The organism is Jannaschia sp. R86511, assembly GCF_042466345.1.
In the GTDB taxonomy this organism is placed as follows: Bacteria; Actinomycetota; Actinomycetes; order Actinomycetales; family JBBAYJ01; genus Aquipuribacter.
In genome coordinates this window covers 1168093-1187658 of sequence record NZ_JAXHCD010000001.1, presented here as the reverse complement: position 1 = coordinate 1187658, position 19566 = coordinate 1168093, and the positions used below count along the sequence as shown (strand labels likewise).

Genomic DNA, 19566 nt, shown 5'->3' with positions numbered 1-19566 from the left:
GCCGGCTCAGGTGTCGCGGTCGGGGCCGAACGGACCGCCGGAGCCGAACACCAGCGCCGCGAACCGCTCCCCGACCAGCCGGTGCGTGGCGGGGTCGGGGTGCAGCCGGTCGGGCAGGGGCCGCTCGGCCGCGTCGTCCTCGCCGTACAACCGCAGACCGTCGAGCAGGTGCAGCGCCGGGTCGTCGGCGCGCTCGGCGACCACCCGCGCCAGCTCGGACCTGACCGTCCGCAGCGTCAGCCGGCCGGCGGCGACCTGCGCCGGGTCGCCGGTGGCCGTGAACGCGAGCCGCCCCTCGGCCAGCGCCTCCAGGTCGAAGGCGCCCGGCCCCGGTGTCTGCTCGTGGACGGGGCACAGCAGCGGGGAGACCACGAGCAGCGGCGTGTCGGGGTGGCCGTCGCGGATGGTGTCCAGCAGGCCGTGCACGGCGGGGCCCAGGGCCCGCAGCCGCATCAGGTCGCTGTTGACCAGGTTGATGCCCAGCTTGACGCTGATCAGGTCGGCCGGGGCGTCCCGGACGACGCGCCCCACGAACGGGTCCAGCAGCGCACCGCCCCCGAAGCCCAGGTTGACCAGCTCCACCCCGGCCAGCGCGGCCGCCACGGCGGGCCAGGTGCCGGTCGGGGTGGTGGCGTTCGACCCCTGGCTGATGGAGCTGCCGTGGTGCAGCCAGGTCCGCCCTGCGGCCGGTGCGGCGGGCTCGACCGGGGCGTCGGTGCGCAGGGCCACGAGCTCGGTCTGCTCGTTGTGCGGCAGCCAGAAGCTCGACGTCCTTGCCCCCGGGACCCAGGCCCTCGAACGTGATTGTGCCGGGCGGGCCGTCCACCACCTGCGCGGACCCGGTCGCCAGGTCGACCGTCACGACCGTGCCCCCGGTCACCGACGCCCGCCCGGCCGGCCGGCCGTCGACCAGGAGCTCGTAGACGCCGGTGGGACGGTCGGGCAGCCCCGGGTAGGACCGTCGCGTCGGCCGCGCGTCCAGCTCGACCCGGGTCGCCCGGGTGCGGAAGGCCAGCCGGACCCCGGACGGCTGGGCCTCCACCATGGCGAGCTGAGCGTCGGTGCTGCGGGCGCGGACCCAGGCGGGCAACCGGTGCGGCAGCAGACCCGTCGACGTGCGCTCGGTGTCCAGGCAGCCGCGCAGCAGGTCAGGGGTGATCGGCGTGGTCAGCAGCTGGTTCATGCCTGCTCCCGGGTCGGGTGGTGTCGGGCCGTGTCCGTGGCAGCCCACACCATGCCCCGGGGGCACGGTCAACGCGCGTCCTGGGCCTGCCCCTGCCCTCGGGGCACGGTCTGCACTGCTGCCCACGGCCCGCTGCGTCCGGTGCGGACGGGCCGCCGACCGGCCGACGACCCGAGGAGACGGACCACAGATCCCGGCCCCCTCCCACCGCCACCTCACCCTGGTGGGGCCGACCGCCTGACCGACCTCGCGACCAGCGCCCCGGGGCCCGCCCGCCGACGCGCCGCGACGCCACCTACGCTCGGGACGCCCGTCCGTACCCGCCCAACCGGCAGGAGCCCGCCATGCACGTCGGAGTGGACAGCTTCGTCTCCCAGGTCACCGACCCCTCCACCGGCCACGTCGTGGGCCCGGTCGAACGGTTGTCGCACCTGCTGGAGGAGATCGAGCTCGCCGACCGCGTCGGGCTGCACTCCTTCGGCATCGGCGAGCACCACCGCGAGGAGTACTACGACTCCGCGCCGCCCGTGATCCTGGCCGCGGCCGCCGCCCGGACCGAGCGCATCCGCCTCGGCAGCGCCGTCGCGGTGCTCAGCGCCAACGACCCGGTGCGGGTGTTCCAGCAGTTCGCCACGCTCGACCTGCTGTCGAAGGGCCGGATCGACCTGGTCGTCGGCCGGGGGTCGTTCACCGAGGCCTTCCCGCTGTTCGGCCTGGACCTCGCCGACTACGACGAGCTCTTCGTCGAGAAGCTCGACCTGCTGCTGCGGCTGCGGGCGTCCACCCACGTCACCTGGTCCGGTCGGCACCGTCCCCCGCTGACGGGCCAGGGCGTCTACCCCCGCCCGGTGCAGGACCCGCTGCCCATCTGGGTCGGCGTGGGCGGCACCCCCGAGTCGTTCCTGCGCACCGGCGTCCTCGGCCTGCCGCTGATGATCGCCATCATCGGCGGCGAGCCGCGCCAGTTCGCGCCCCTGGTGCAGCTGTACCGCCGGGCGGGGGTCGAGGCGGGGCACGACCCGGCCGACCTCAAGGTCGGCCTGCACATGTTCGGCTACGTGGGCGAGGACGTGCGCAGCGCCTCCGACATCGTCTACCCGGGCTGGCACGAGATGTTCACGACCGTGTCGCGCGAGCGTGGCTTCCGACCGCCGAACCGGGCCCAGTTCGACGCCACCAGCGGTCCCGACGGCGCCTTCGTCATGGGCGACCCCGACACCGTGGCGGCCAAGCTGGCCCGGGTCTCCGACCAGCTCGGCGGGGTCGACCGCGTGTCCATCCAGATGACCAACCCCCGCATGTCGCACGGCGACCTGCTGCGCGGCATCGAGCTGCTCGGCACCGAGGTCGCCCCCCGGGTGGCCGACGTCTGAGGCGGCCGGCCCGACCGGTACTACCGTCGGCGGGTGACGAGCACGGTCGAGGTCCCCGGTCTGCCCTTCGTCGTGACCGCCTCGCAGCCGGACGTCTGGCGGCGCGACGGCGGCACGGTGGTCGCCGACGCCCCGGGCGGCACCGACCTGTACGTGGACCCGGTCGGCGTCACCGGCGCGACGTCGGACGGGGCCGCCCCCGCCGCGTCCCTGCCCGACGCCCCGCGGCTGGTGGGGCTGCCCCCGGACGGCGACTTCCGGCTGGGAGCACGGGTGTCGGTCGACCTGCGCTCGACCTTCGACGCCGGCGTCCTGCTGCTGTGGCGGGACGAGCGGACCTGGGCCAAGCTCTGCCTCGAGCGGTCCCCCGCGGGCGAGGCGATGGTCGTGTCCGTGGTCACGCGCGGCGAGTCGGACGACGCCAACGCGTTCGTCGCGCCCGACGACCCGGTGTGGCTGCGGGTGTCCCGGGTGGACCACGTCTACGCCTTCCACGCCTCGACCGACGGGGACCGGTGGACGCTCGTGCGGGTGTTCGGTCTGGGGCCCGACGTGGGCGGGCACCGGGTGGGCTTCGAGGCGCAGTCCCCGACGGGCCCGGGGTGCACCGTCCGCTTCGACGACGTCCGGTTCGACCGGGAGCGCCTGACGGACCTGCGCGACGGCTCCTGAGCGGGCCGGTCAGGCGACCAGGTCGCCGATGCGTCCGACCAGGAAGACGACGACGGCGAGCGCGGCGACGACGACCGCCACGACCAGCACGGTGCGTGCGGACACGCGCTTGGCCACCGTGCCCTCGTGGGGGGCCTGCGCGTCGGCCAGGTGGTGGTTGTCGCCACGGGACAGCTGCACCCGGGTCACCACGACCACGGCGACCACCCAGGCCACCGCCAGCAGCGCCGTCACCACGGCCACCGCGGCCCAGCCGGTGTCGGACAGCGGGACCACGTTCGCAGGCGTCAGCACCGGTCCAATCTCGGTCCGCGGCGCCCGGCCCGCAACCGCTCGCACCCGCAGCGCGGCTCTTCCCCCCGGCGCGGGTCGGTGCCAGGCTCGGGGCATGAGCACCCGGTCCGAACCGTGGCCCGCGGGGACGCCCTGCTGGGTCGACTACGGCGCCGGCGACGTCGACGCCGCCGTCAGCTTCTACCGCGAGGTCCTCGGCTGGACCCCGCAGACCGCCGGCCCCGAGTTCGGCGGGTACGTCATGTGCCAGGTCCGCGGGCACGACGCCGCCGGCATCGGGCCGGGCACCACCCCCGGTGTCCCGCCCGCCTGGGTCACGTACCTCGCCACCACCGACGCCGACGCGACCGCCGCCGCCGTGACCGAGGCGGGGGGCATGGTGCTGGCCGAGCCGTTCGAGGTGATGGGCCTGGGCCGGATGGCGGTCGTGGCGGACCCGCAGGGCGCGGTGTTCGGCCTCTGGCAGGCCCTCGGCCACATCGGCTCGTCGGTCGTCAACGAGCCGGGCGCGCTGACCTGGAACGAGGCCGCCCTGCCCGACCCGGCGGCCGGCCGCCGGTTCTACGGCCAGGTGTTCGGCTACCGGTACGACCACGTGGCCGGCGCGGGCGAGGACTACGTGACCTTCAGCACCGACGGCGAACGCGCCCTGGGCGGGCTGGGCGGCCCGCCCGCCGAGGGGGTCCCGCCACACTGGCTGACGTACTTCGCCGTCGCCGACACCGACACCACGGTCGCCGCCGCCCGGCAGCGCGGCGCCAGCGTCGAGGCGGGCCCGTTCGACACCGAGTTCGGCCGGATGGCCACGCTGACCGACCCGTGGGGGGCGACCTTCGCCGTGATGGGGGGCGGCTCGGCCGCCTGATCGTCCGGGCGGGCGGCCCGAGCATCCGGCCCGCCCGCCGTCAGCGGGCGGGCTCGACCCGACCGGCCACCTCGCCCAGCCCCACCCGGGTGCCACCGGGGCCGGGCGCCCAGGCCGTGATGACGACCTCGTCGCCGTCGGACAGGAACGTCCGCGTGGTGCCGTCGGGCAGCTCGAGCGGCTGCTCGCCGTTCCAGGACAGCTCGATGAGCGAGCCGCGCTCGTCCCGCTGCGCCCCGCTGACGGTGCCGGAGGCGAACAGGTCCCCGGTGCGCAGCGACGCGCCGTTGACCGTCAGGTGGGCCAGCTGCTGGGCAGCGGTCCAGTACATCCGGGCGAACGGCGGACGGGACACCACGTGGCCGTTGAGCCGGACCTCCAGGTGCAGGTCCAGGCCCCAGGGCTGGGCGCTGTCGTCGAGGTAGTCCTGCACCGGGTGCTCGCGCGCCGGGGCCGGCAGCCGGGCGTGCTCCAGCGACGACAGCGGGGTGACCCACGCCGACACGGAGGTGGCGAACGACTTGCCCAGGAACGGTCCGAGCGGCACGTACTCCCAGGCCTGCAGGTCGCGCGCGGACCAGTCGTCGACCAGGCAGACCCCGAACACGTGGTCGGCGAAGCGCTCGAGCGGGACGCTGTCGCCCAGCGCCGACCCGACCCCGACGACGAAGCCGACCTCGGCCTCGATGTCGAGCCGGCGCGAGGCCACCACCTCGGGGTGCTCGGCCCCGGGCGCCCGCACCTGCCCGACGGGCCGGCGGACGCCGGTGCCGGACACGACCACCGTGCCGGCCCGGCCGTGGTAGCCGATGGGCACGTGGGTCCAGGCGGGGGTCAGCGGCGGCTGACCGGGACGGAACATGGCGCCCAGGTTCTCGGCGTGGTCGCGGCTGGAGTAGAAGTCGACGTAGTCGGCCACCTCGAACGGCAGGTGCAGCCGGACCGCGCGCGAACCGTCGTCCAGGGCGTGCGAGGCGTCGCGGACCGCGTCGGGCACCGGGCCGTCGAGGCCCAGCAGGCCGTCCAGCCAACGCCGGTGCTCGGCCCACACCCGCGGCCCCGCGGCCATGAACGGGTTCAGCGACGGCGCCGAGAGCGCCTCGGCCCAGGGCAGGCCGGCCCGGTCGGCGAGCGCCGACACGTCCACGACGACGTCCCCCGCCTCGTCCTGCAGCCTGACCCCCACCCGGGGCTGCTCCCCGGCGACGGAGTACACGCCGTGGGCCTGGGTCTGCGGGCCGAAGTCCGCGCTCACGCCCCCACCCCGACCGCCGGTCGCACCAGCAGGCCGAGCCCGGCCAGGTCCTCCACCGGCTCGACGGTGGAGCAGCTGCCGAAGGACACGAACGCCTCGCGGACCTGCGCGGCCTGCGAGACGTCCAGCACGCCCAGCAGGTCCAGCAGCGGTTCGGCGTCGCGGGCCCGGAGCAGCACGTGGACCTGGTGCTCGCTCGCCCCGTGCAGCCGCGCGGCGGCGGTGGCGGCCAGCAGGTTGACGAAGCCGTGGTGCTCGAAGCCGGTGTCCTCGTCCCGGTGCCGCAGCGCGTTGTGCAGCCCGGCGGTGGCCTTGAACGGCACCCCGGCCGCGACGGCCTCGTGGACGAACCGGGCCACCGTCGCCTCGTCGGGGAACGCGGCGGACGTGGTCCCCCCGGTGCGGATCTTTCCCCGCACGCCGGCCTGCGCCAGCACGGGCATCACCTCGGCCGGGTCCAGCCCGGTGGACGGCTCGACGTACAGGTCCGCGCCCGCGGGCAGCAGCGCCCGGGTGGCGCGCAGCGCGGTCGCGTCGGGACGGCCCGGCCCCAGGGGTACCTCCACCGACACGACCCTCAGCCCCGGGTCGCGCACCTCGGCCAGGGCCTCGGCCACCGTCCCCGGCCCGCCGGGGGCCACGACCGTGACCGGCAGCGGCTCCCGCGACGTCCTGGCGTGCAGGCCGGTGGCCCGCAGCGCGGCCAGCAGCTCACCCGCCCGGTCCGAGCGCAGCACGACGGCCCCGAGCACCCCGGCGAACCAGCTGTCCTCGTACATCGCCCGCGACTCCACCGCGTCGGCCATCGGCGCGTTGCCGGGCGGGAACGTGGCGGCGTCGTCCACCAGCGCCCGCAGCAGCACGCCGGCGGCCAGGGGCGAGCGGGGGGCGTCGTCGCTCACCGGCCGGGCCCCCGACCGGACCAGGTCCAGGCGTACGCGCCGTCGTCGCTGGCGGTGCCGGCCTCCCCCAGCTCCAGCGGGCGGAAGGTGTCGACCATCACGGCCAGCTCGTCGAACCGCTCGGCGCCCAGCGACGCCTCGATCGCGGCCGGCTGCGGGCCGTGGCTGTGCCCGCCCGGGTGCACCGTGACGGACCCCTTCGCGATGCCCGAGCCCTTGCGCGCCTCGTAGTCGCCGTCGACGTAGAACATGATCTCGTCGCTGTCGACGTTGGCGTGGTAGTAGGGCACGGGGACCGCGAGGGGGTGGTAGTCGACCTTGCGGGGCACGAAGTTGCAGATGACGAAGTTCCATCCCTCGAAGACCTGGTGCACGGGCGGCGGCTGGTGGACCCGACCGGTGATCGGCTCGAAGTCGTGGACGCTGAACGCGTAGGGGTACAGGCAGCCGTCCCAGCCGACCACGTCGAACGGGTGCCGCGGCGTGACGTGGACGGTGCCGGCCAGCCCGCCGGGACCGGGCCCGCGGTGCTTGACGTACACCTCGACGTCGACGTCGTCGCGGACCTCGGGCGCGGTCGGTCCCCGCAGGTCCCGCTCGCAGTACGGGGCGTGCTCGAGCAGCTGCCCGTAGCGGGACAGGTACTTCTTGGGCGGGGCGACGTGGCTGTTCGCCTCCACGCAGTACGCCCGCAGCGGCCCCACGGTGGCGACGTCGACCGGCAGCCAGCGGTGCGTGGTGCCGCGCGGCAGGACCACGTAGTCGCCCTCCCGCGCGTCCAGGTGGCCGAACACCGTCTCGACCCGGGCGGCGCCGCGCTCCACGTAGACGCACTCGTCGCCGACGGCGTTGCGGTACAGCGGCGAGTCGGCGGCGGCGACGACGTAGCTGATCCGGACGTCGGCGTTGCCCAGGACCAGCCGACGGCCGGTGACGACGTCCACGTCGGCCACCTGGGACGCCTCGGAGCCGAACAGGTCGTGCAGGCGCAGGTGCCTCGGCACCAGCGGGTGGTTGGGGGTCGTGCGCTGGTCCGGCAGGACCCACTCGCGGGCGTCGACCAGGGCCGACGGCACGCCCACGTGGTAGAGCAGCGACGAGTCGGAGCTGAACCCCTCCTCGCCCATGAGCTCCTCGCGGTACAGCGCCCCCGAGGGGTCCCGGTGCTGCGTGTGCCGTTTGGGCGGAAAGTCCCCCATCGAGCGGTAGTGCGCCACCGCTGTCTCACCTCCGTCGAGTGCGTCGTCGTCGACGCCCTGCCCTGATCTAGCGGTGCTTCAGCCTACCGCCGCTCGTGCCGACGACCCGGACGAGGACGAACTCCGGCCCTGGCCTGCGATGATGTCCCCCGCTCGGCGCAACCGGCGCCGACGGCCCCTGCGCACGACAAGGACACCACCGTGAGCCGTTCCCGCATCCCCCTGGCCGTCCTCGCCACCGCCGCCCTCGCCCTGGCCGCCTGCGGCGACGGCGGGGCCGACGAGCCCGGCGCCCCCTCCGAGACGCCCGTCGCGACCTTCGAGGACGACGTCCCGGCCTCCGACGAACCGGTCGACCCCGGCTCCGAGGAGCCCACCGAGGCCGCGGGCGGCGCCCTGCCGGGCTGCGACCCCGCCTCGCTGGAGACCCTCACCGACGGGGTGCTGACCATGGCCACGTCCGAGCCGGCCTTCGAGCCGTGGATGGTCGACAACGACCCCACCAACGGCCAGGGCTACGAGTCGGCCGTGTCCTACGCCGTGGCGGAGACCCTGGGCTACGACCAGGCGTCGGTGGAGTGGGTGCGCGTGCCGTTCGAGGCCGCCATCGCCCCGGGCCCCAAGGACTTCGACGTCGCGATCAACCAGTTCTCGATCACCGACGAGCGCCGTCAGGCCGTCGACTTCTCGTCCTCGTACTACGACGTGCGCCAGGCCGTCGTCACCGTCGAGGGCAGCGTGGCCGCCGAGACGTCGCAGCTGGACCAGATGGGCGAGCTGCTGTTCGGTGCCCAGGTGGGCACCACCAGCCTGGACATCCTCATCGAGACGGTCGGCCCGACCCTGCAGCCGGCCGTGTTCAACAGCAACGAGGACGCCGTCACCGCGCTGGCCAACGGCCAGGTCGACGCCATCGTCCTGGACCTGCCGTCGGCGTTCTTCGCCGTCGCGGCCCAGCTGGACGACGGCATCATCCTCGGCCAGCTGCCCGAGACCGGCGCCGAGCCCGAGCAGCTGGGCCTGGTCCTCGACCTGGGCAGCCCGCTGACCGACTGCGTCACGCAGGCCGTGGCCGCCCTGGAGGCCGACGGCACGCTGGACGCGCTGCAGGACGAGTGGCTGGCCGACGTGGCCGGGGCCCCCGAGCTCGGGTGAGCACGTCGCTGACGGGGTCGGCCGGTGCCTACCGGCCGACCCCGCTGGAGCAGCAGCGGCGCGGGGTCCGCGCGCGCCGCTCGCGCCGCTCCACCCTGACCGCGCTGGCCAGCACGCTGGCCTTCGCCGCGGTCGCGTACCTGGTCGTCACCAACGCGCCCGGCTGGCCCCGGGTCCAGGCGTCGTTCTTCGACGTCGACGTGGCGCGGGAGTACCTGCCGGACATCCTGCGCGGGCTGTGGCTCAACGTGCGGGTGCTGGCGGTGGCCGCGGTGCTGACCGTGCTGCTGGCCCTGGTTCTGGCCGTGGTCCGGACCCTGCGCGGGCCCGTGTGGCTGCCGCTGCGCCTGGTGGCCACGGTCTACGTCGACTTCTTCCGCGGCGTGCCGCTCATCGTGCTGCTGTACCTGGTGGGCTTCGGCGTGCCGGCGCTGAGGTTCACCGAGGGCCGGGTCAGCGCGGTCGCGCTGGGCACGGCCGCCATCGTGCTGACCTACTCCGCCTACGTGTCCGAGGTGTTCCGGGCCGGTATCGACACCGTCCACCCGAGCCAGCGCCTCGGCGCCCGCTCGCTGGGCCTGTCCTACGCCCAGTCGATGCGCCTGGTCGTGCTGCCGCAGGCGGTGCGCCGGGTCACGCCGCCGCTGCTCAACGACTTCGTCGCCATGCAGAAGGACGTCGGCCTGATCTCGCTGCTGGGGGCGGTGGACGCGGTGCGCGCGGCGCAGATCGGGGCGCTGGAGTCGTTCAACTTCACCCCGTACGTCGTGGCCGCGCTGCTGTTCGTCGCGCTGTCGGTGCCCACGGCCCGGCTGGCGGACTGGGTGACGGCTCGCGCCGCGCGGCGCGAGCAGGCGGGAGGCGTGCTGTGAGCGACCTGTCCCTGCCGCAGGGCGCGACCCGCGGCCGCGACGTCGTCCTCGACGTCCGGGGCCTGGTCAAGCACTACGACGACACCCCGGTGCTGCACGGGGTCGACGTCACGGTCGGCGAGCACGAGGTCGTCGCCCTGATCGGGTCGTCCGGGTCGGGCAAGTCGACCCTGCTGCGGTGCGCGGCCCTGCTCGAGCCCATCACCGACGGGCAGGTGCTGCTGGACGGCGAGGACGTCAGCGACCCGGGGGTGGACGCCGACACCGTCCGCAGCCGGTTCGGGGTGGTGTTCCAGGGCTTCAACCTGTTCCCGCACATGACGGTGCGGCAGAACATCACGCTCGCCCCGCGGGTCGTGCACGGCGCGAGCGCGGCCGAGGCCGACGCCCGCGCCACCGAGCTGCTGGCCCGCGTCGGCCTGCTCGACAAGGCCGACGCCTACCCCGACCGGTTGTCCGGCGGGCAGCAGCAGCGCGCCGCCATCGCCCGGGCCGTCGCCGTGGAGCCGCGGGTGCTGCTGCTCGACGAGGTGACGTCGGCTCTGGACCCCGAGCTGGTGGGCGAGGTGCTGGCCCTGGTCCGCGAGCTGGCCGAGGGCGGGGCGACCATCCTCATGGCCACCCACGAGATGGGCTTCGCCCGCCGCGTGGCCGACCACGTCTGCTTCCTCGACGCCGGTCGGCTGTGCGAGGAGGGCCCGCCCGAGCAGGTCCTGGCCGAGCCCACCCAGCCCCGCACCCAGCAGTTCCTCCGCCGCGTCATCGACGCCGGCCGCCTCTGAGACCGGCCCGGGTGCCGGGCCGGGCGGGTGCCGGGCGGGTGCCGCATAAGCCCGGGCCGGGTGGCACACGCAGTGGTCGTGCGGACGGCCCGCCACGGCCCCGATCACGACCACACCGTGTGCCACGACCGGCGGGTGCCGGGCGGGTGCCGGGCCGGGTGCCGGGCGGGTGCCGGGCGGGTGCCGCATCAGCCCGGGCCGGGTGGCACACGCAGTGGTCGTGAAGACGGCCCGCCACGGCCCCGATCACGACCACACCGTGTGCCACGACCGGCGGGTGCCGGGCGGGTGCCGGGCGGGTGCCGGGCGGGTGCCGGGCGGGTGCCGGGCCGGCCACCGCCTCAGCCCGAGCCAGGCACCGAGCCACGTACCGACCCGGGTGGCACGCGCAGTGGTCGTGAAGACGGGCCCAGACGGCCCTGATCACGACCACACCGTGTGCCACCCCCGGCGGGTGCCGGCACCGGGGCGGGCACCGGGGCGGGCAGCGGGGCGGGCAGCGGGGCCTCAGTAGGGCGGGCCCGACCCGGGCTGAGGGCCGCGCCGGGCTCGGAACGGGACCACTGCCATGGGGGTATGCCCGGTGTACCCCCACGCCGCCTCGTCGTCGGCAACGGCTGACCGCACCGGCCCACCGTCGCCCAGACCACGCCGAGGGGGCCGGATCAGCGCGGTCGGCAGCACTCGCCGGGTCGATCCGGCCTTCTCGGCGGGGCGGGGCGTGGGGGGTGCGGGGGGGGTACGGGGAGGGCGCGGGGTGTGAGGGGGTGCGGGTGTGAGGGGGGTGGGGTGTGGACGGGGGCGGGCACCGTGCGGCGTCGCGGTCGTAGCCTGGGCGGATGGAGCTGCTGACCGGGCTGGGGCTGGCGTCGGCCGCGGGGCTGAACGCCTACGTCCCGCTGCTGGCTCTGGGCCTGCTCGCGCGCTGGACCGACCTGGTGCAGCTGCCGTCGGCGTGGGCCTGGCTGCAGGACCCGTGGGCGCTCGGCGTGCTGGGCGTGCTGCTGCTGGTCGAGGTCACGGCGGACAAGGTCCCGGGCGTCGACCACGTCAACGACCTGCTGCAGACCGCGGTGCGCCCGGTGTCGGGCGGACTCGTGGTGGGGGCCGGCACCGACCAGGCGTCGCTGCTGCAGGACCCCTCGGAGTGGGTCTCGTCCGGGGACTGGGTGCCCGTGCTGGTCGGAGCGGGTATCGCCCTGGCCGTGCACCTGCTCAAGGCGGGCGGTCGGACCGTGGTCAACGCCACGACGGCGGGCCTGGGCGCGCCGGTCGCCTCGACGGCCGAGGACGCGCTCGCGGTCGGGCTCAGCCTGGCCGCGCTGCTGCTGCCCGTGCTGGTGCTGCTGCTGCTGGTCGCCGTGGTGGTCGTGGTCGTCCGCGGTCGCCGACGGCGCGCGCGGCTGCGGCACGAGGTCACCGGGCCGTAGGCCGCGAGGCGCACCGGGAGCCGGGAGCCGGGAGCCGGGAGCCGGGGTCAGTGACCTCAGCGTGACCGCATCCGCTCGACCTCCTCGCGGTTGATCTCGGCCGCACGGGTCAGGACCTCGGTCGCGAGCTCGACCTGCTCCGTGGTCAGGGTGGCCAGGTAGTCCGCCCAACGGCCGGCGATGCGCCCGTAGACCGGGCCCACGTCGGCCAGCACCCGCTCGGTGACCACGCTGACCAGGACGCGCCTGCGGTCCGCCCCATCGCGGCGACGGACGACGTACCCGGCGCGCTCGAGGCGGTCGATCAACGCAGTGATCGAGCCACCTGCGGTGAGCCCCGTGCGCGCCGCGAGCTCACCCGGGGTCGCCGGCCCTTCGGACATGAGCAGACCCACCGCCTGGAGGTCGGTGCTGTTGAGCCCGGCGGACCGGGCGACGGCGTCCTGGAAGAGCACCGCGCGAGCCTGGAACTCCCGCATGGCGGCGGCATTGCGTTCGACGGCGTCGGTCATTACTCTCTCTAATATCGAGAGACTCTTATTCAGTGAGTCTCGCTAGGTCGAGGATACCTGCTGCCATGTCGCGTCTACCGCTCCTGGCCCCCCTCGGGGGCGCGCTGTTCACCGTCGCCTGGCTGGTCCTCGGCGCCGTCAGCCCGGGCTACCAGCTGTTCGACCTCGTGGTGGAGCCCTACTCCTCCGTCAGCCAGCCCGTCAGCGGTCTCGGGCTGGGCGTCACCGGCGTCTGGATGAACACCGCCTTCGTCGTCGGGGGACTGCTCGTCCTCGCCGGCGCGGTGGGGGTCCGGCGGGCGCTGCCCCGCGGGCGCGCGGTGAGCGCCGGTCTCGCGCTGAGCGCACTCACCGGCCTGGGCATGGTGGTCGACGGTCTGTTCACCCTCGAGTCGGTCCTGATCCACCTCGTCGGGTTCCTGCTCGCCATCCCCGCGGCGGGGGTCGGCTTCGTCGTGCTCGGGGCCGCCCTGCTGCCGACGTCCCCCGGGCTCGCTCGGGTCCTGCTCGGCGCCGGCCCGGTCTCGTTGGCCCTGTTCGTCTGGTTCATGGTCGTCTTCGACCCGTACACCGCGGGGGACGGCAGCGGCTACGCCGGGGTCCTGCAGCGGGTGCTGATCACCCTCCTGCTCGCGACCTGGGGCGTCCTGGGGGTGGCCGCACGACGACGCGCCCCCGAGCCGGTGGGCGAGACGGAGGAGGCGCGAGCGGTCCGGTGAGGACCGTTCAGAGCATCGCCGCCCACTGCTCGGCGAAGACCACCCCGATCAGGGTGGCCACGGCCACGTACCAGAGCAGCACCGGCGCGAGGTGGACCAGCCGCAGGGTGCGCACCGCGGTGCTGCCGGCCACCCGCTCGCCGAACAGCCCGTCGGCGGCGTTGGCCAGCGTGACGTACCAGGCGATCGGGATCGTCACCGACCAGACGACCATGCAGTACGGGCACAGCACCCCCAGCTGGAACACGCTGACGTCCACCAGCCAGTGCACGAACACCGCCCCGAGCAGCACGCCGCCCTGCAGGCCCCAGCGCACCGGGCGGGGCAGGGTGACCCCCAGCAGCACCAGCACCCCCAGGGTGGTGACGACCGAGAAGGCCGCCACCCCCAGCAGGGTGTTGGGGAAGTCGCCCAGCAGGCTGGCCTGGTCGGAGCTGGCCACGGTGCCGCAGTCCAGCAGCGGGTTGATCGAGCAGGTGGGCACGTAGTCCGGGTCCAGGGCCAGCTGGAGCCGCTCGTAGGACAGGTCGAGCGCGGCGAACAGGCCGATCCCGCCGCCGACGGCCAGCAGCCAGCCCAGCGCGCGGCCGAACGCGGGTGCCGGCCCGACGGGCCGCTCGAGGTCGTCCTGCTGCAGCTGCGCGGTCACGAGGGCTGCCCCAGGCCGCCCTCGACGACGGCGTCGCCGGTGCGGGTGTCGTCCGGCTCGTGGCCGGTGAGCTCGTGCAGCACGGTCCACTCCTCGCGAGGTCGGTGACGCTGCTCGGCCAGCGCCAGCAGCCGGGCCGCGACCGCCCGGGGGTCGAACGGCGTGCCCGGCGCCAGGGTTCCACGCACGGTCAGCGTGGCCGCGTGCACCCCCGCCTCGGCCAGCTCGCCGGCCATGGCCAGCAGCAGGTTGCGGACGGCGGCCTTCTGCACGCCCAGGGTGAGGGCACCCGGCATCGGCCGGTCCGCGGCTCCCCCGCCCGTGACCACCACGCTGCCCCCGGCGGCCGTGAGCGCAGGCAGCGCGGCCCGGACCGCCCCCAGCAGGCTGGCCGTCCCCACGGCCAGGTCGCCCAGCAGGTCCGCCGTGGACGTGGCCAGGATCCCGCCGGACCGGAACAGGCTGACGTTGTGGTGCAGCACGTCCAGGCGGCCGGTGTGCTCGACGATCCGGCCGACCGCGGCCGCCAGGGCCGCCTCGTCCCCGACGTCGACCGCGGCCCAGCCGACGTCGACGCCGTGGCCGTCGGCGTCGACCCGGGCGGCCAGCTCCGTCAGGGCCGCCTCGCGGCGCCCGAGCAGGGCGACGTCGTACCCGGCGGCCGCGAACGCGCGGGCCGAGGCGAGCCCCAGGCCGGGACCCGCGCCCACGACGCAGACCACGGGGCGCGCACCGTCCGGCGGGGGCGGGCCGTCGAGGGACGGCCGGGGGGACTGTTCCTGGCTCTGACCGGGTTGCACCCTCCGAGCATGCCCCAACCCGGCGGGCCGGCCCAGGACCTAGGACCCACGATGGGATCGTGCACATGACGCAGCCCGGCACCTCGGCCCCTCGCCGCGACACCGACCCGGGCCCCGGCTGGTCGCCCACCCGGGCCGCGGTCGGCCTGGGCGTGCTGTGGGGCCTGGCCGGGATGGGGACGTCGGCCACCAGCGTCGTGCTCGGGCCGCTGTCGCAGGACCTGTCGCTGTCGACGTCGGGCAGCGCGTGGGTGCTGACCGCGTTCGCGCTGGCGCTGGCGTCCTCCACCGCCGTGTGGGGCCGGGTGGCGGACTCGGTCGGCACCCGGACGCCGTTCCTCCTGGGCGGCGTGATGCTGGCCGTCGGGGCCGGGCTGTCGTCGTTGGCGCCGTCCTTCGAGCTGCTGGTGCTCGGTCGGCTGCTGCAGGGCCTGGGCGCCGGCGCGATCCCCGTGCTGACCACGACCACCCTGTCCGCGCGCTACGCCGGGGCGGACCGCTCGGTCGCGCTGGGGCGGACCAACTCCGTCGTGCTGGTGCTCACCAGCCTGGGGCCGCTGCTGGGCGGCACCATCGGGGTGCTGGTGGGCTGGCGGGGCTCGGTGCTGCTGCCCGTGCTGGCCCTGGCCCTGCTGCCGGTGGCGTACCGGCTGGCCCCGTCCCGCGGCACCGGGGCCCGGGTGGACGCCCTGGGGGCCGGGCTGGTGGCCTCGGCCGCGGCGGCCGTGCTCGTGACGGTGCAGACCGTCGGCCAGCCGGGGCCGCTGACCGTGGCCGCGGCCGCGCTGTCGCTGCCGCTTCTCGCCCTCGTGGCCCTGCGGGTGCGGAGCCACCCGCACGGCTTCGTGCCGCTGCAGGTCGTCCGCGAGGACGTGGTCATCCGGGCCGGGGTCGCCGCAGCGGCGATGCCGGTCGTCTACTTCGCCGGGCTGGTCGCGGTCCCGCTGGTGCTGGCGGGGCGGGGCTGGGACCCGATGCAGAACGGCCTGCTGCTGCTGCCGGGCGCGCTGCTGGGCGCGGTCGTGTCGTTCAACGGCGCCCGGGTGGTCGCGCGCGTCGGGCGGCGCGGCACCGCCGTGCTGGGGCTGGTGCTGTCCACGGTCGGCGCCCTGGTCGCGGCCTGCGTGGGCTTCTCGCCGTGGCTGGCCGGGGTGGGCTTCGTGGGGCTGTCGACCGGCTACGCCCTGGCCCAGCCGTCGCTGGTCGGCTCCGTCGCCGCAGCCGTCCCGGGCGAGGTCCGGGGCGCGGCCTTGGGCCTGTTCACGCTGGTCTTCTTCACCGGTTCGGGCCTGGGCTCGGCCGTGGTGGGCGGGCTCGGTGACCTGCTGACGCTGCCGGGCGCCCTGGCGCTGGCCTCGGTCGCCCCCGCCGTGGCGGTCGTGGTGCTGCTGACCGCGCGGCCGTCAGCCGCCTGGGGCGGCCGAGCGGGCGACGCGTAGCCCCCAGGCCACCAGCGGGACCTGCAGCGGGAGCCGGGCCAGCACGCCGACCCGCTGGGCGAGCGGCCGGTGGCGCCACAGCCAGGCCATCCACAGGTTGGCCGGGAACACCGCCACGAACAGGCCGGCCGCCGCGTACCCGCCCACCCGGCGGCTGCCCGGGCGGGCCACGGCCAGGCCGACGCCGATCTCGGCCAGGCCGCTGGCCACGGTCCAGAACCGGCGCGACGGCGGCAGCCAGCGCGGCACGATCGAGTCGAACACCCGGGGCCGGACCAGGTGCATCACGCCGGAGCCCAGCAGCACGGCGGCGAGCGCCCGGTGCTCCCCGGGCCCCGCGGCCGGGGCGGTGGGCGTGACGTCGAACGCGGCCGCCACGGACCGGCCGGGACCGGTGGACCGGGCCGGGCTCACAGGGCGCGGTCGCGCGGCCCGACGGGGGCGGGCAGCCGGGTGCTGCCACGGACGGCGGCGTCGACCGCCGCCGCGCAGGCCCGGCCGTCGGCGATGGCCCACACCACCAGGCTCGCGCCGCGGGTCGCGTCGCCGCAGGCGAAGACGTCGTCGGCGCCGGTGCGCCAGCGGTCGTCGACCCCGACCGTGCCCCGCTCGCCGGCCACGTCGATGCCCGCGGCCCCGAGCAGGTCGTCCGCGCCGGTGCCGACGAAGCCGGTCGCCAGCAGCACCAGGTCGGCGGGCAGGTCGCGCTCGGAGCCCTCGACCGGGGTGAACGAGCGCAGCCCGTCCTCGTCGTAGGTCCGCTCCACCGTCCGCACCCGCACGTGGGTGACGCGGCCGGAGTCGTCGCCCACGAACCGGACGGTCTGGGTCGCCCAGGACTCGACGACGCCCTCCTCGTGGGCCGGGCTCTTGCGGTGCACCCGGGTCCACTGGGGCCAGGGGTTGGACACCTCGTCGCGCACGACCGGTGGGGTGGGGTTGTGGTCCAGCACCGTGACCGACAGCGCGCCCTGGCGGTTGGCCGTGCCGAGGCAGTCGGCGGCCGTGTCGCCACCGCCGATGACGACCACGTGCTTGTCCTTCGCGGACACCAGGTGCTCGTCCTCGTCCTTGCCGGCCACGTACCGGTTGACCTCGGGCAGGTAGTCCATCGCCTGCATCACCCCGGTCAGCTCGCGGCCCTCGACCGTCAGGTCGCGCGGCTCGAGCGCCCCGACGGCCAGCACGACGGCGTCGAACTTGCGGCGCAGCCGGTCCACCGGCATGGCCTCGGAGCCGACCTCGACCCCGGTGACGAACCGGGTGCCCTCGGCGCGCATCTGCTCGATGCGGCGGTCGATGACGCGCTTCGGCATCTTGAAGTCGGGGATGCCGTAGCGCAGCAGGCCGCCGACCTCGTCGGAGCGCTCGTAGACCACGACGGTCCAGCCGACCCGGGTCAGCTGCTGCGCGGCGGCCAGCCCGGCCGGGCCGGACCCGACCACGGCGGCGGTGTGCGAGGTCATGCGCTCCGGCGGCTGCGGCACGACCCAGCCGGAGTCCCAGGCCTTGTCGATGATCGACAGCTCGACCTGCTTGATCGACACCGGGTCGTCGCTGATGGCCAGCACGCAGGCGGCCTCGCACGGGGCGGGGCACAGCCAGCCGGTGAACTCCGGGAAGTTGTTGGTCGCGTGCAGGCGGTCGATGGCGCGGCGCCAGTCCGCGTCCAGCACCAGCTCGTTCCACTCCGGGATCAGGTTGCCCAGCGGGCACCCCTGGTGGCAGAACGGCACGCCGCAGGCCATGCAGCGCGAGGCCTGCTGGCGGACGACGTCCTCCTGCTGGCGGGCGTAGACGGGGTCGAAGTCGCGCAGGCGCAGCTCGACAGGACGCTTGGGGATGTCCTGCCGGGGCGTCTTGGTGAATCCCCAGGGGTCGACGGGCATGCGCCGATGGTACGGGCGGGTCCGGGGCGTGGACACGCGGTCCACGTCCCGGACCGGCCGCGCACGGGGCTCAGCGGGTCGAGGGCGCTCGGCTCCCCGGGACCCGCGGACCTCGCCCCCGGCCGGTCAGTGCGCTTCGGGGTCGTACCAGTGCAGCCCGGTCGACAGCAGCCGCGAGGCCTCGTTGGGTCCCATGGACCCGGCCCGGTACGGGTAGACCGGGATGCTGGCCCCCAGCAGCGGCTCGACGACGCGCCAGGCCTCCTCGACGGTGTCCTGCCGGGCGAAGCGACGCTGGTTGCCGTCGAGGATGTCGTCCAGCAGCCGCTCGTAGGCGTCGTCGGACTCCCCGAGGCTGTGCTCGAAGTCGACGTCGAGCGAGATGGGCTTGGTCGCGAAGGTCCGGCCCGGCCGCTTGGCCTCCACCGACACCGACACCCCGCCGTCGCCCCCCAGGCGGAACCGGATCAGGTTGGGGTGCGGCCGGGGCGCGGCCTCGCCCGCGAACAGCAGCGTGGGCGTGGGCTTGAGCTCGATGACGGCCTCCAGGGCCGTGGTGCCCAGCAGCTTGCCGGTGCGGATGAACCACGGCACGCCCGACCAGCGCCAGGAGTCGATCTCCAGGCGCAGCGCGGCGTAGGTCTCCACCTGCGAGTCACCGGCCACCCCCGGCTCGTCGAGGTAGCCGTCGAACTGCCCGTAGACGACGTCGTCCGGGGTGATGCTCCGGGTGGCGCGCAGCACCTTGACCTTCTCGTCGCGCAGCGCCTCGGCCCCACCCCCGGCCGGCGGCTCCATCGCCAGCACGCAGACGATCTGGAGCAGGTGGTTCTGCACCACGTCCCGCACCGCCCCGACGGAGTCGTAGAACGACCCCCGCCCGGCGACGCCGAAGTCCTCGGCCATGGTGATCTGCACGCTGGCGACCTTGTCGCGGTTCCACACCGGCTCGAACAGCGAGTTCGCGAACCGGAAGGTCAGCAGGTTCTCGACCGTCTCCTTGCCCAGGAAGTGGTCGATCCGGAACACCTGGTCCTCGGCGAACACCTGGCCGATGGTGGCGTTCAGCTCGCAGGCGCTGGTCAGGTCCCGCCCGAACGGCTTCTCGACGATGACGCGGGCCCCGTCGGTGAGGTCGTGCTCCCGCAGCTCGGAGATGACGGTCGGGAACAGCGACGGCGGGATGGCCAGGTAGTGCGCCGGGTGCTGGGCGTCCCCCAGGACCTCGGCGAGCCGGGAGTACGTGTCGTCGACGAGGTAGTCGCCCCGGACGTACTGCAGCCGGGCGCACAGCGTGTCGAGGACCTCGGGCCGCACCCCGCCCTTGACGTGGCTGGTCACCGACTCGTGGGCGCGGGCGCGCAGGGTGTCGTCGTCACCCTCGCTCAGCGCGACCCCGATGACCGGGATGCCGAGCCGGCCCTTGGTCTCCAGCTCGTACAGCGCGGGGAAGAGCTTCTTGAACGCCAGGTCCCCCGTGGCGCCGAACAGGACGAGGGCGTCGCTGCGTGTCATGGCCCTACCTCATCACGACCGGCGCCCGGAGTCCTGCGGTGGACGCTGCGTGAGCCCGGGC

At 75.2% G+C, this 19566-nt stretch carries 20 protein-coding genes; 9 read left to right on the top strand and 11 right to left on the bottom strand.

Going from position 1 to position 19566, the window contains the following annotated elements; translation table 11 throughout:
- Positions 1 to 6: 6 nt before the first annotated feature.
- A complete protein-coding gene (locus tag SJY06_RS05825) occupies positions 7 to 729 on the bottom strand; it encodes a GDSL-type esterase/lipase family protein (RefSeq protein ID WP_380165557.1) in 723 nt (240 codons plus the stop codon).
- Positions 730 to 1527: 798 nt separating this feature from the next.
- On the opposite strand from SJY06_RS05825, the gene SJY06_RS05820 reads away from it, so the two are divergent.
- The gene (locus tag SJY06_RS05820; RefSeq protein WP_380165555.1) at positions 1528 to 2556 is read left to right on the top strand and encodes an LLM class flavin-dependent oxidoreductase; all 1029 of its coding nucleotides are present in this window, start codon (positions 1528 to 1530) and stop codon (positions 2554 to 2556) included.
- Between the two features lie 33 nt (positions 2557 to 2589).
- Entirely contained in the window at positions 2590 to 3228 is a 639-nt protein-coding gene (locus SJY06_RS05815; protein WP_380165553.1) for a DUF1349 domain-containing protein, read from the top strand.
- 9 nt (positions 3229 to 3237) lie between these two features.
- On the opposite strand, the gene SJY06_RS05810 is transcribed toward SJY06_RS05815, so the two are convergent.
- Positions 3238 to 3522 carry a hypothetical protein gene (locus SJY06_RS05810; RefSeq protein ID WP_380165551.1) on the bottom strand — a complete coding sequence of 95 codons (285 nt, stop codon included), beginning with the start codon at positions 3520 to 3522 and terminating at the stop codon, positions 3238 to 3240.
- 94 nt (positions 3523 to 3616) lie between these two features.
- Between SJY06_RS05810 and SJY06_RS05805 the strand changes: the two genes are divergently transcribed.
- Positions 3617 to 4387 (top strand): VOC family protein, encoded by a 771-nt coding sequence (locus SJY06_RS05805; protein WP_380165549.1) that lies wholly within the window; start codon positions 3617 to 3619, stop codon positions 4385 to 4387.
- A 40-nt stretch (positions 4388 to 4427) separates the two neighbouring features.
- Here the strand turns inward: SJY06_RS05805 and fahA are convergent, their stop codons facing one another.
- From fahA to SJY06_RS05790, 3 genes are read right to left on the bottom strand one after another with little or no spacing between them, the layout of a single operon-like run.
- Entirely contained in the window at positions 4428 to 5642 is a 1215-nt protein-coding gene (gene fahA, locus SJY06_RS05800) for a fumarylacetoacetase (protein ID WP_380165547.1), read from the bottom strand.
- Positions 5639 to 6544, bottom strand: coding sequence for a hypothetical protein (locus SJY06_RS05795; protein ID WP_380165545.1), 906 nt, complete (start codon positions 6542 to 6544; stop codon positions 5639 to 5641). Before SJY06_RS05795 ends, fahA begins: the two co-directional genes overlap by 4 nt.
- Positions 6541 to 7761, bottom strand: a complete 1221-nt coding sequence (locus SJY06_RS05790) for a homogentisate 1,2-dioxygenase (RefSeq protein ID WP_380165543.1) — start codon at positions 7759 to 7761, stop codon at positions 6541 to 6543. Before SJY06_RS05790 ends, SJY06_RS05795 begins: the two co-directional genes overlap by 4 nt.
- Before the next feature lie 183 nt (positions 7762 to 7944).
- Between SJY06_RS05790 and SJY06_RS05785 the strand changes: the two genes are divergently transcribed.
- From SJY06_RS05785 to SJY06_RS05770, 4 genes are all read left to right on the top strand, one after another.
- The gene (locus SJY06_RS05785) at positions 7945 to 8898 is read left to right on the top strand and encodes an ABC transporter substrate-binding protein (RefSeq protein WP_380165541.1); all 954 of its coding nucleotides are present in this window, start codon (positions 7945 to 7947) and stop codon (positions 8896 to 8898) included.
- Positions 8895 to 9770 (top strand): amino acid ABC transporter permease, encoded by an 876-nt coding sequence (locus SJY06_RS05780; RefSeq protein WP_380165539.1) that lies wholly within the window; start codon positions 8895 to 8897, stop codon positions 9768 to 9770. The genes SJY06_RS05785 and SJY06_RS05780 overlap by 4 nt, the downstream gene beginning before the upstream one ends.
- Positions 9767 to 10552 (top strand): amino acid ABC transporter ATP-binding protein, encoded by a 786-nt coding sequence (locus SJY06_RS05775; protein ID WP_380165537.1) that lies wholly within the window; start codon positions 9767 to 9769, stop codon positions 10550 to 10552. Before SJY06_RS05780 ends, SJY06_RS05775 begins: the two co-directional genes overlap by 4 nt.
- 839 nt (positions 10553 to 11391) lie before the next feature.
- A complete protein-coding gene (locus tag SJY06_RS05770; protein ID WP_380165535.1) occupies positions 11392 to 11982 on the top strand; it encodes a DUF4126 domain-containing protein in 591 nt (196 codons plus the stop codon).
- 56 nt (positions 11983 to 12038) lie between these two features.
- Here the strand turns inward: SJY06_RS05770 and SJY06_RS05765 are convergent, their stop codons facing one another.
- Positions 12039 to 12494, bottom strand: coding sequence for a MarR family winged helix-turn-helix transcriptional regulator (locus SJY06_RS05765; protein WP_380165533.1), 456 nt, complete (start codon positions 12492 to 12494; stop codon positions 12039 to 12041).
- A gap of 65 nt (positions 12495 to 12559) precedes the next feature.
- Between SJY06_RS05765 and SJY06_RS05760 the strand changes: the two genes are divergently transcribed.
- Positions 12560 to 13213 carry a DUF998 domain-containing protein gene (locus tag SJY06_RS05760; RefSeq protein WP_380165531.1) on the top strand — a complete coding sequence of 218 codons (654 nt, stop codon included), beginning with the start codon at positions 12560 to 12562 and terminating at the stop codon, positions 13211 to 13213.
- A gap of 7 nt (positions 13214 to 13220) precedes the next feature.
- On the opposite strand, the gene SJY06_RS05755 is transcribed toward SJY06_RS05760, so the two are convergent.
- Both SJY06_RS05755 and SJY06_RS05750 read right to left on the bottom strand, forming a co-directional pair.
- The gene (locus SJY06_RS05755) at positions 13221 to 13862 is read right to left on the bottom strand and encodes a vitamin K epoxide reductase family protein (RefSeq protein WP_380165529.1); all 642 of its coding nucleotides are present in this window, start codon (positions 13860 to 13862) and stop codon (positions 13221 to 13223) included.
- Entirely contained in the window at positions 13859 to 14584 is a 726-nt protein-coding gene (locus tag SJY06_RS05750; protein ID WP_380165527.1) for an SDR family oxidoreductase, read from the bottom strand. Before SJY06_RS05750 ends, SJY06_RS05755 begins: the two co-directional genes overlap by 4 nt.
- A 143-nt stretch (positions 14585 to 14727) precedes the next feature.
- On the opposite strand from SJY06_RS05750, the gene SJY06_RS05745 reads away from it, so the two are divergent.
- The gene (locus SJY06_RS05745; protein WP_380169676.1) at positions 14728 to 16101 is read left to right on the top strand and encodes an MFS transporter; all 1374 of its coding nucleotides are present in this window, start codon (positions 14728 to 14730) and stop codon (positions 16099 to 16101) included.
- Here the strand turns inward: SJY06_RS05745 and SJY06_RS05740 are convergent.
- The 3 genes from SJY06_RS05740 to zwf all read right to left on the bottom strand — a co-directional run bounded on the left by SJY06_RS05740 (position 16066) and on the right by zwf (position 19505).
- Positions 16066 to 16515, bottom strand: a complete 450-nt coding sequence (locus tag SJY06_RS05740; RefSeq protein WP_380165525.1) for a hypothetical protein — start codon at positions 16513 to 16515, stop codon at positions 16066 to 16068. The two genes, SJY06_RS05745 and SJY06_RS05740, sit on opposite strands and share 36 nt — an antisense overlap.
- Entirely contained in the window at positions 16512 to 17990 is a 1479-nt protein-coding gene (locus SJY06_RS05735; protein ID WP_380165523.1) for a glutamate synthase subunit beta, read from the bottom strand. Before SJY06_RS05735 ends, SJY06_RS05740 begins: the two co-directional genes overlap by 4 nt.
- Positions 17991 to 18116: 126 nt before the next feature.
- Positions 18117 to 19505 carry a glucose-6-phosphate dehydrogenase gene (gene zwf, locus SJY06_RS05730; protein ID WP_380165521.1) on the bottom strand — a complete coding sequence of 463 codons (1389 nt, stop codon included), beginning with the start codon at positions 19503 to 19505 and terminating at the stop codon, positions 18117 to 18119.
- Positions 19506 to 19566 lie beyond the last annotated feature (61 nt).

Excerpts from the sequence above, each read along its gene's own strand:
- SJY06_RS05820 (WP_380165555.1), top strand. The coding sequence starts at position 1,528 with ATGCACGTCGGAGTGGACAGCTTCGTCTCCCAGGTCACCGACCCCTCC.
- SJY06_RS05805 (WP_380165549.1), top strand. The coding sequence starts at position 3,617 with ATGAGCACCCGGTCCGAACCGTGGCCCGCGGGGACGCCCTGCTGGGTC.
- SJY06_RS05770 (WP_380165535.1), top strand. The coding sequence starts at position 11,392 with ATGGAGCTGCTGACCGGGCTGGGGCTGGCGTCGGCCGCGGGGCTGAAC.
- SJY06_RS05765 (WP_380165533.1), bottom strand. The coding sequence starts at position 12,494 with ATGACCGACGCCGTCGAACGCAATGCCGCCGCCATGCGGGAGTTCCAG.
- SJY06_RS05760 (WP_380165531.1), top strand. The coding sequence starts at position 12,560 with ATGTCGCGTCTACCGCTCCTGGCCCCCCTCGGGGGCGCGCTGTTCACC.
- SJY06_RS05745 (WP_380169676.1), top strand. The coding sequence starts at position 14,728 with ATGACGCAGCCCGGCACCTCGGCCCCTCGCCGCGACACCGACCCGGGC.
- SJY06_RS05735 (WP_380165523.1), bottom strand. The coding sequence starts at position 17,990 with ATGCCCGTCGACCCCTGGGGATTCACCAAGACGCCCCGGCAGGACATC.
- zwf (WP_380165521.1), bottom strand. The coding sequence starts at position 19,505 with ATGACACGCAGCGACGCCCTCGTCCTGTTCGGCGCCACGGGGGACCTG.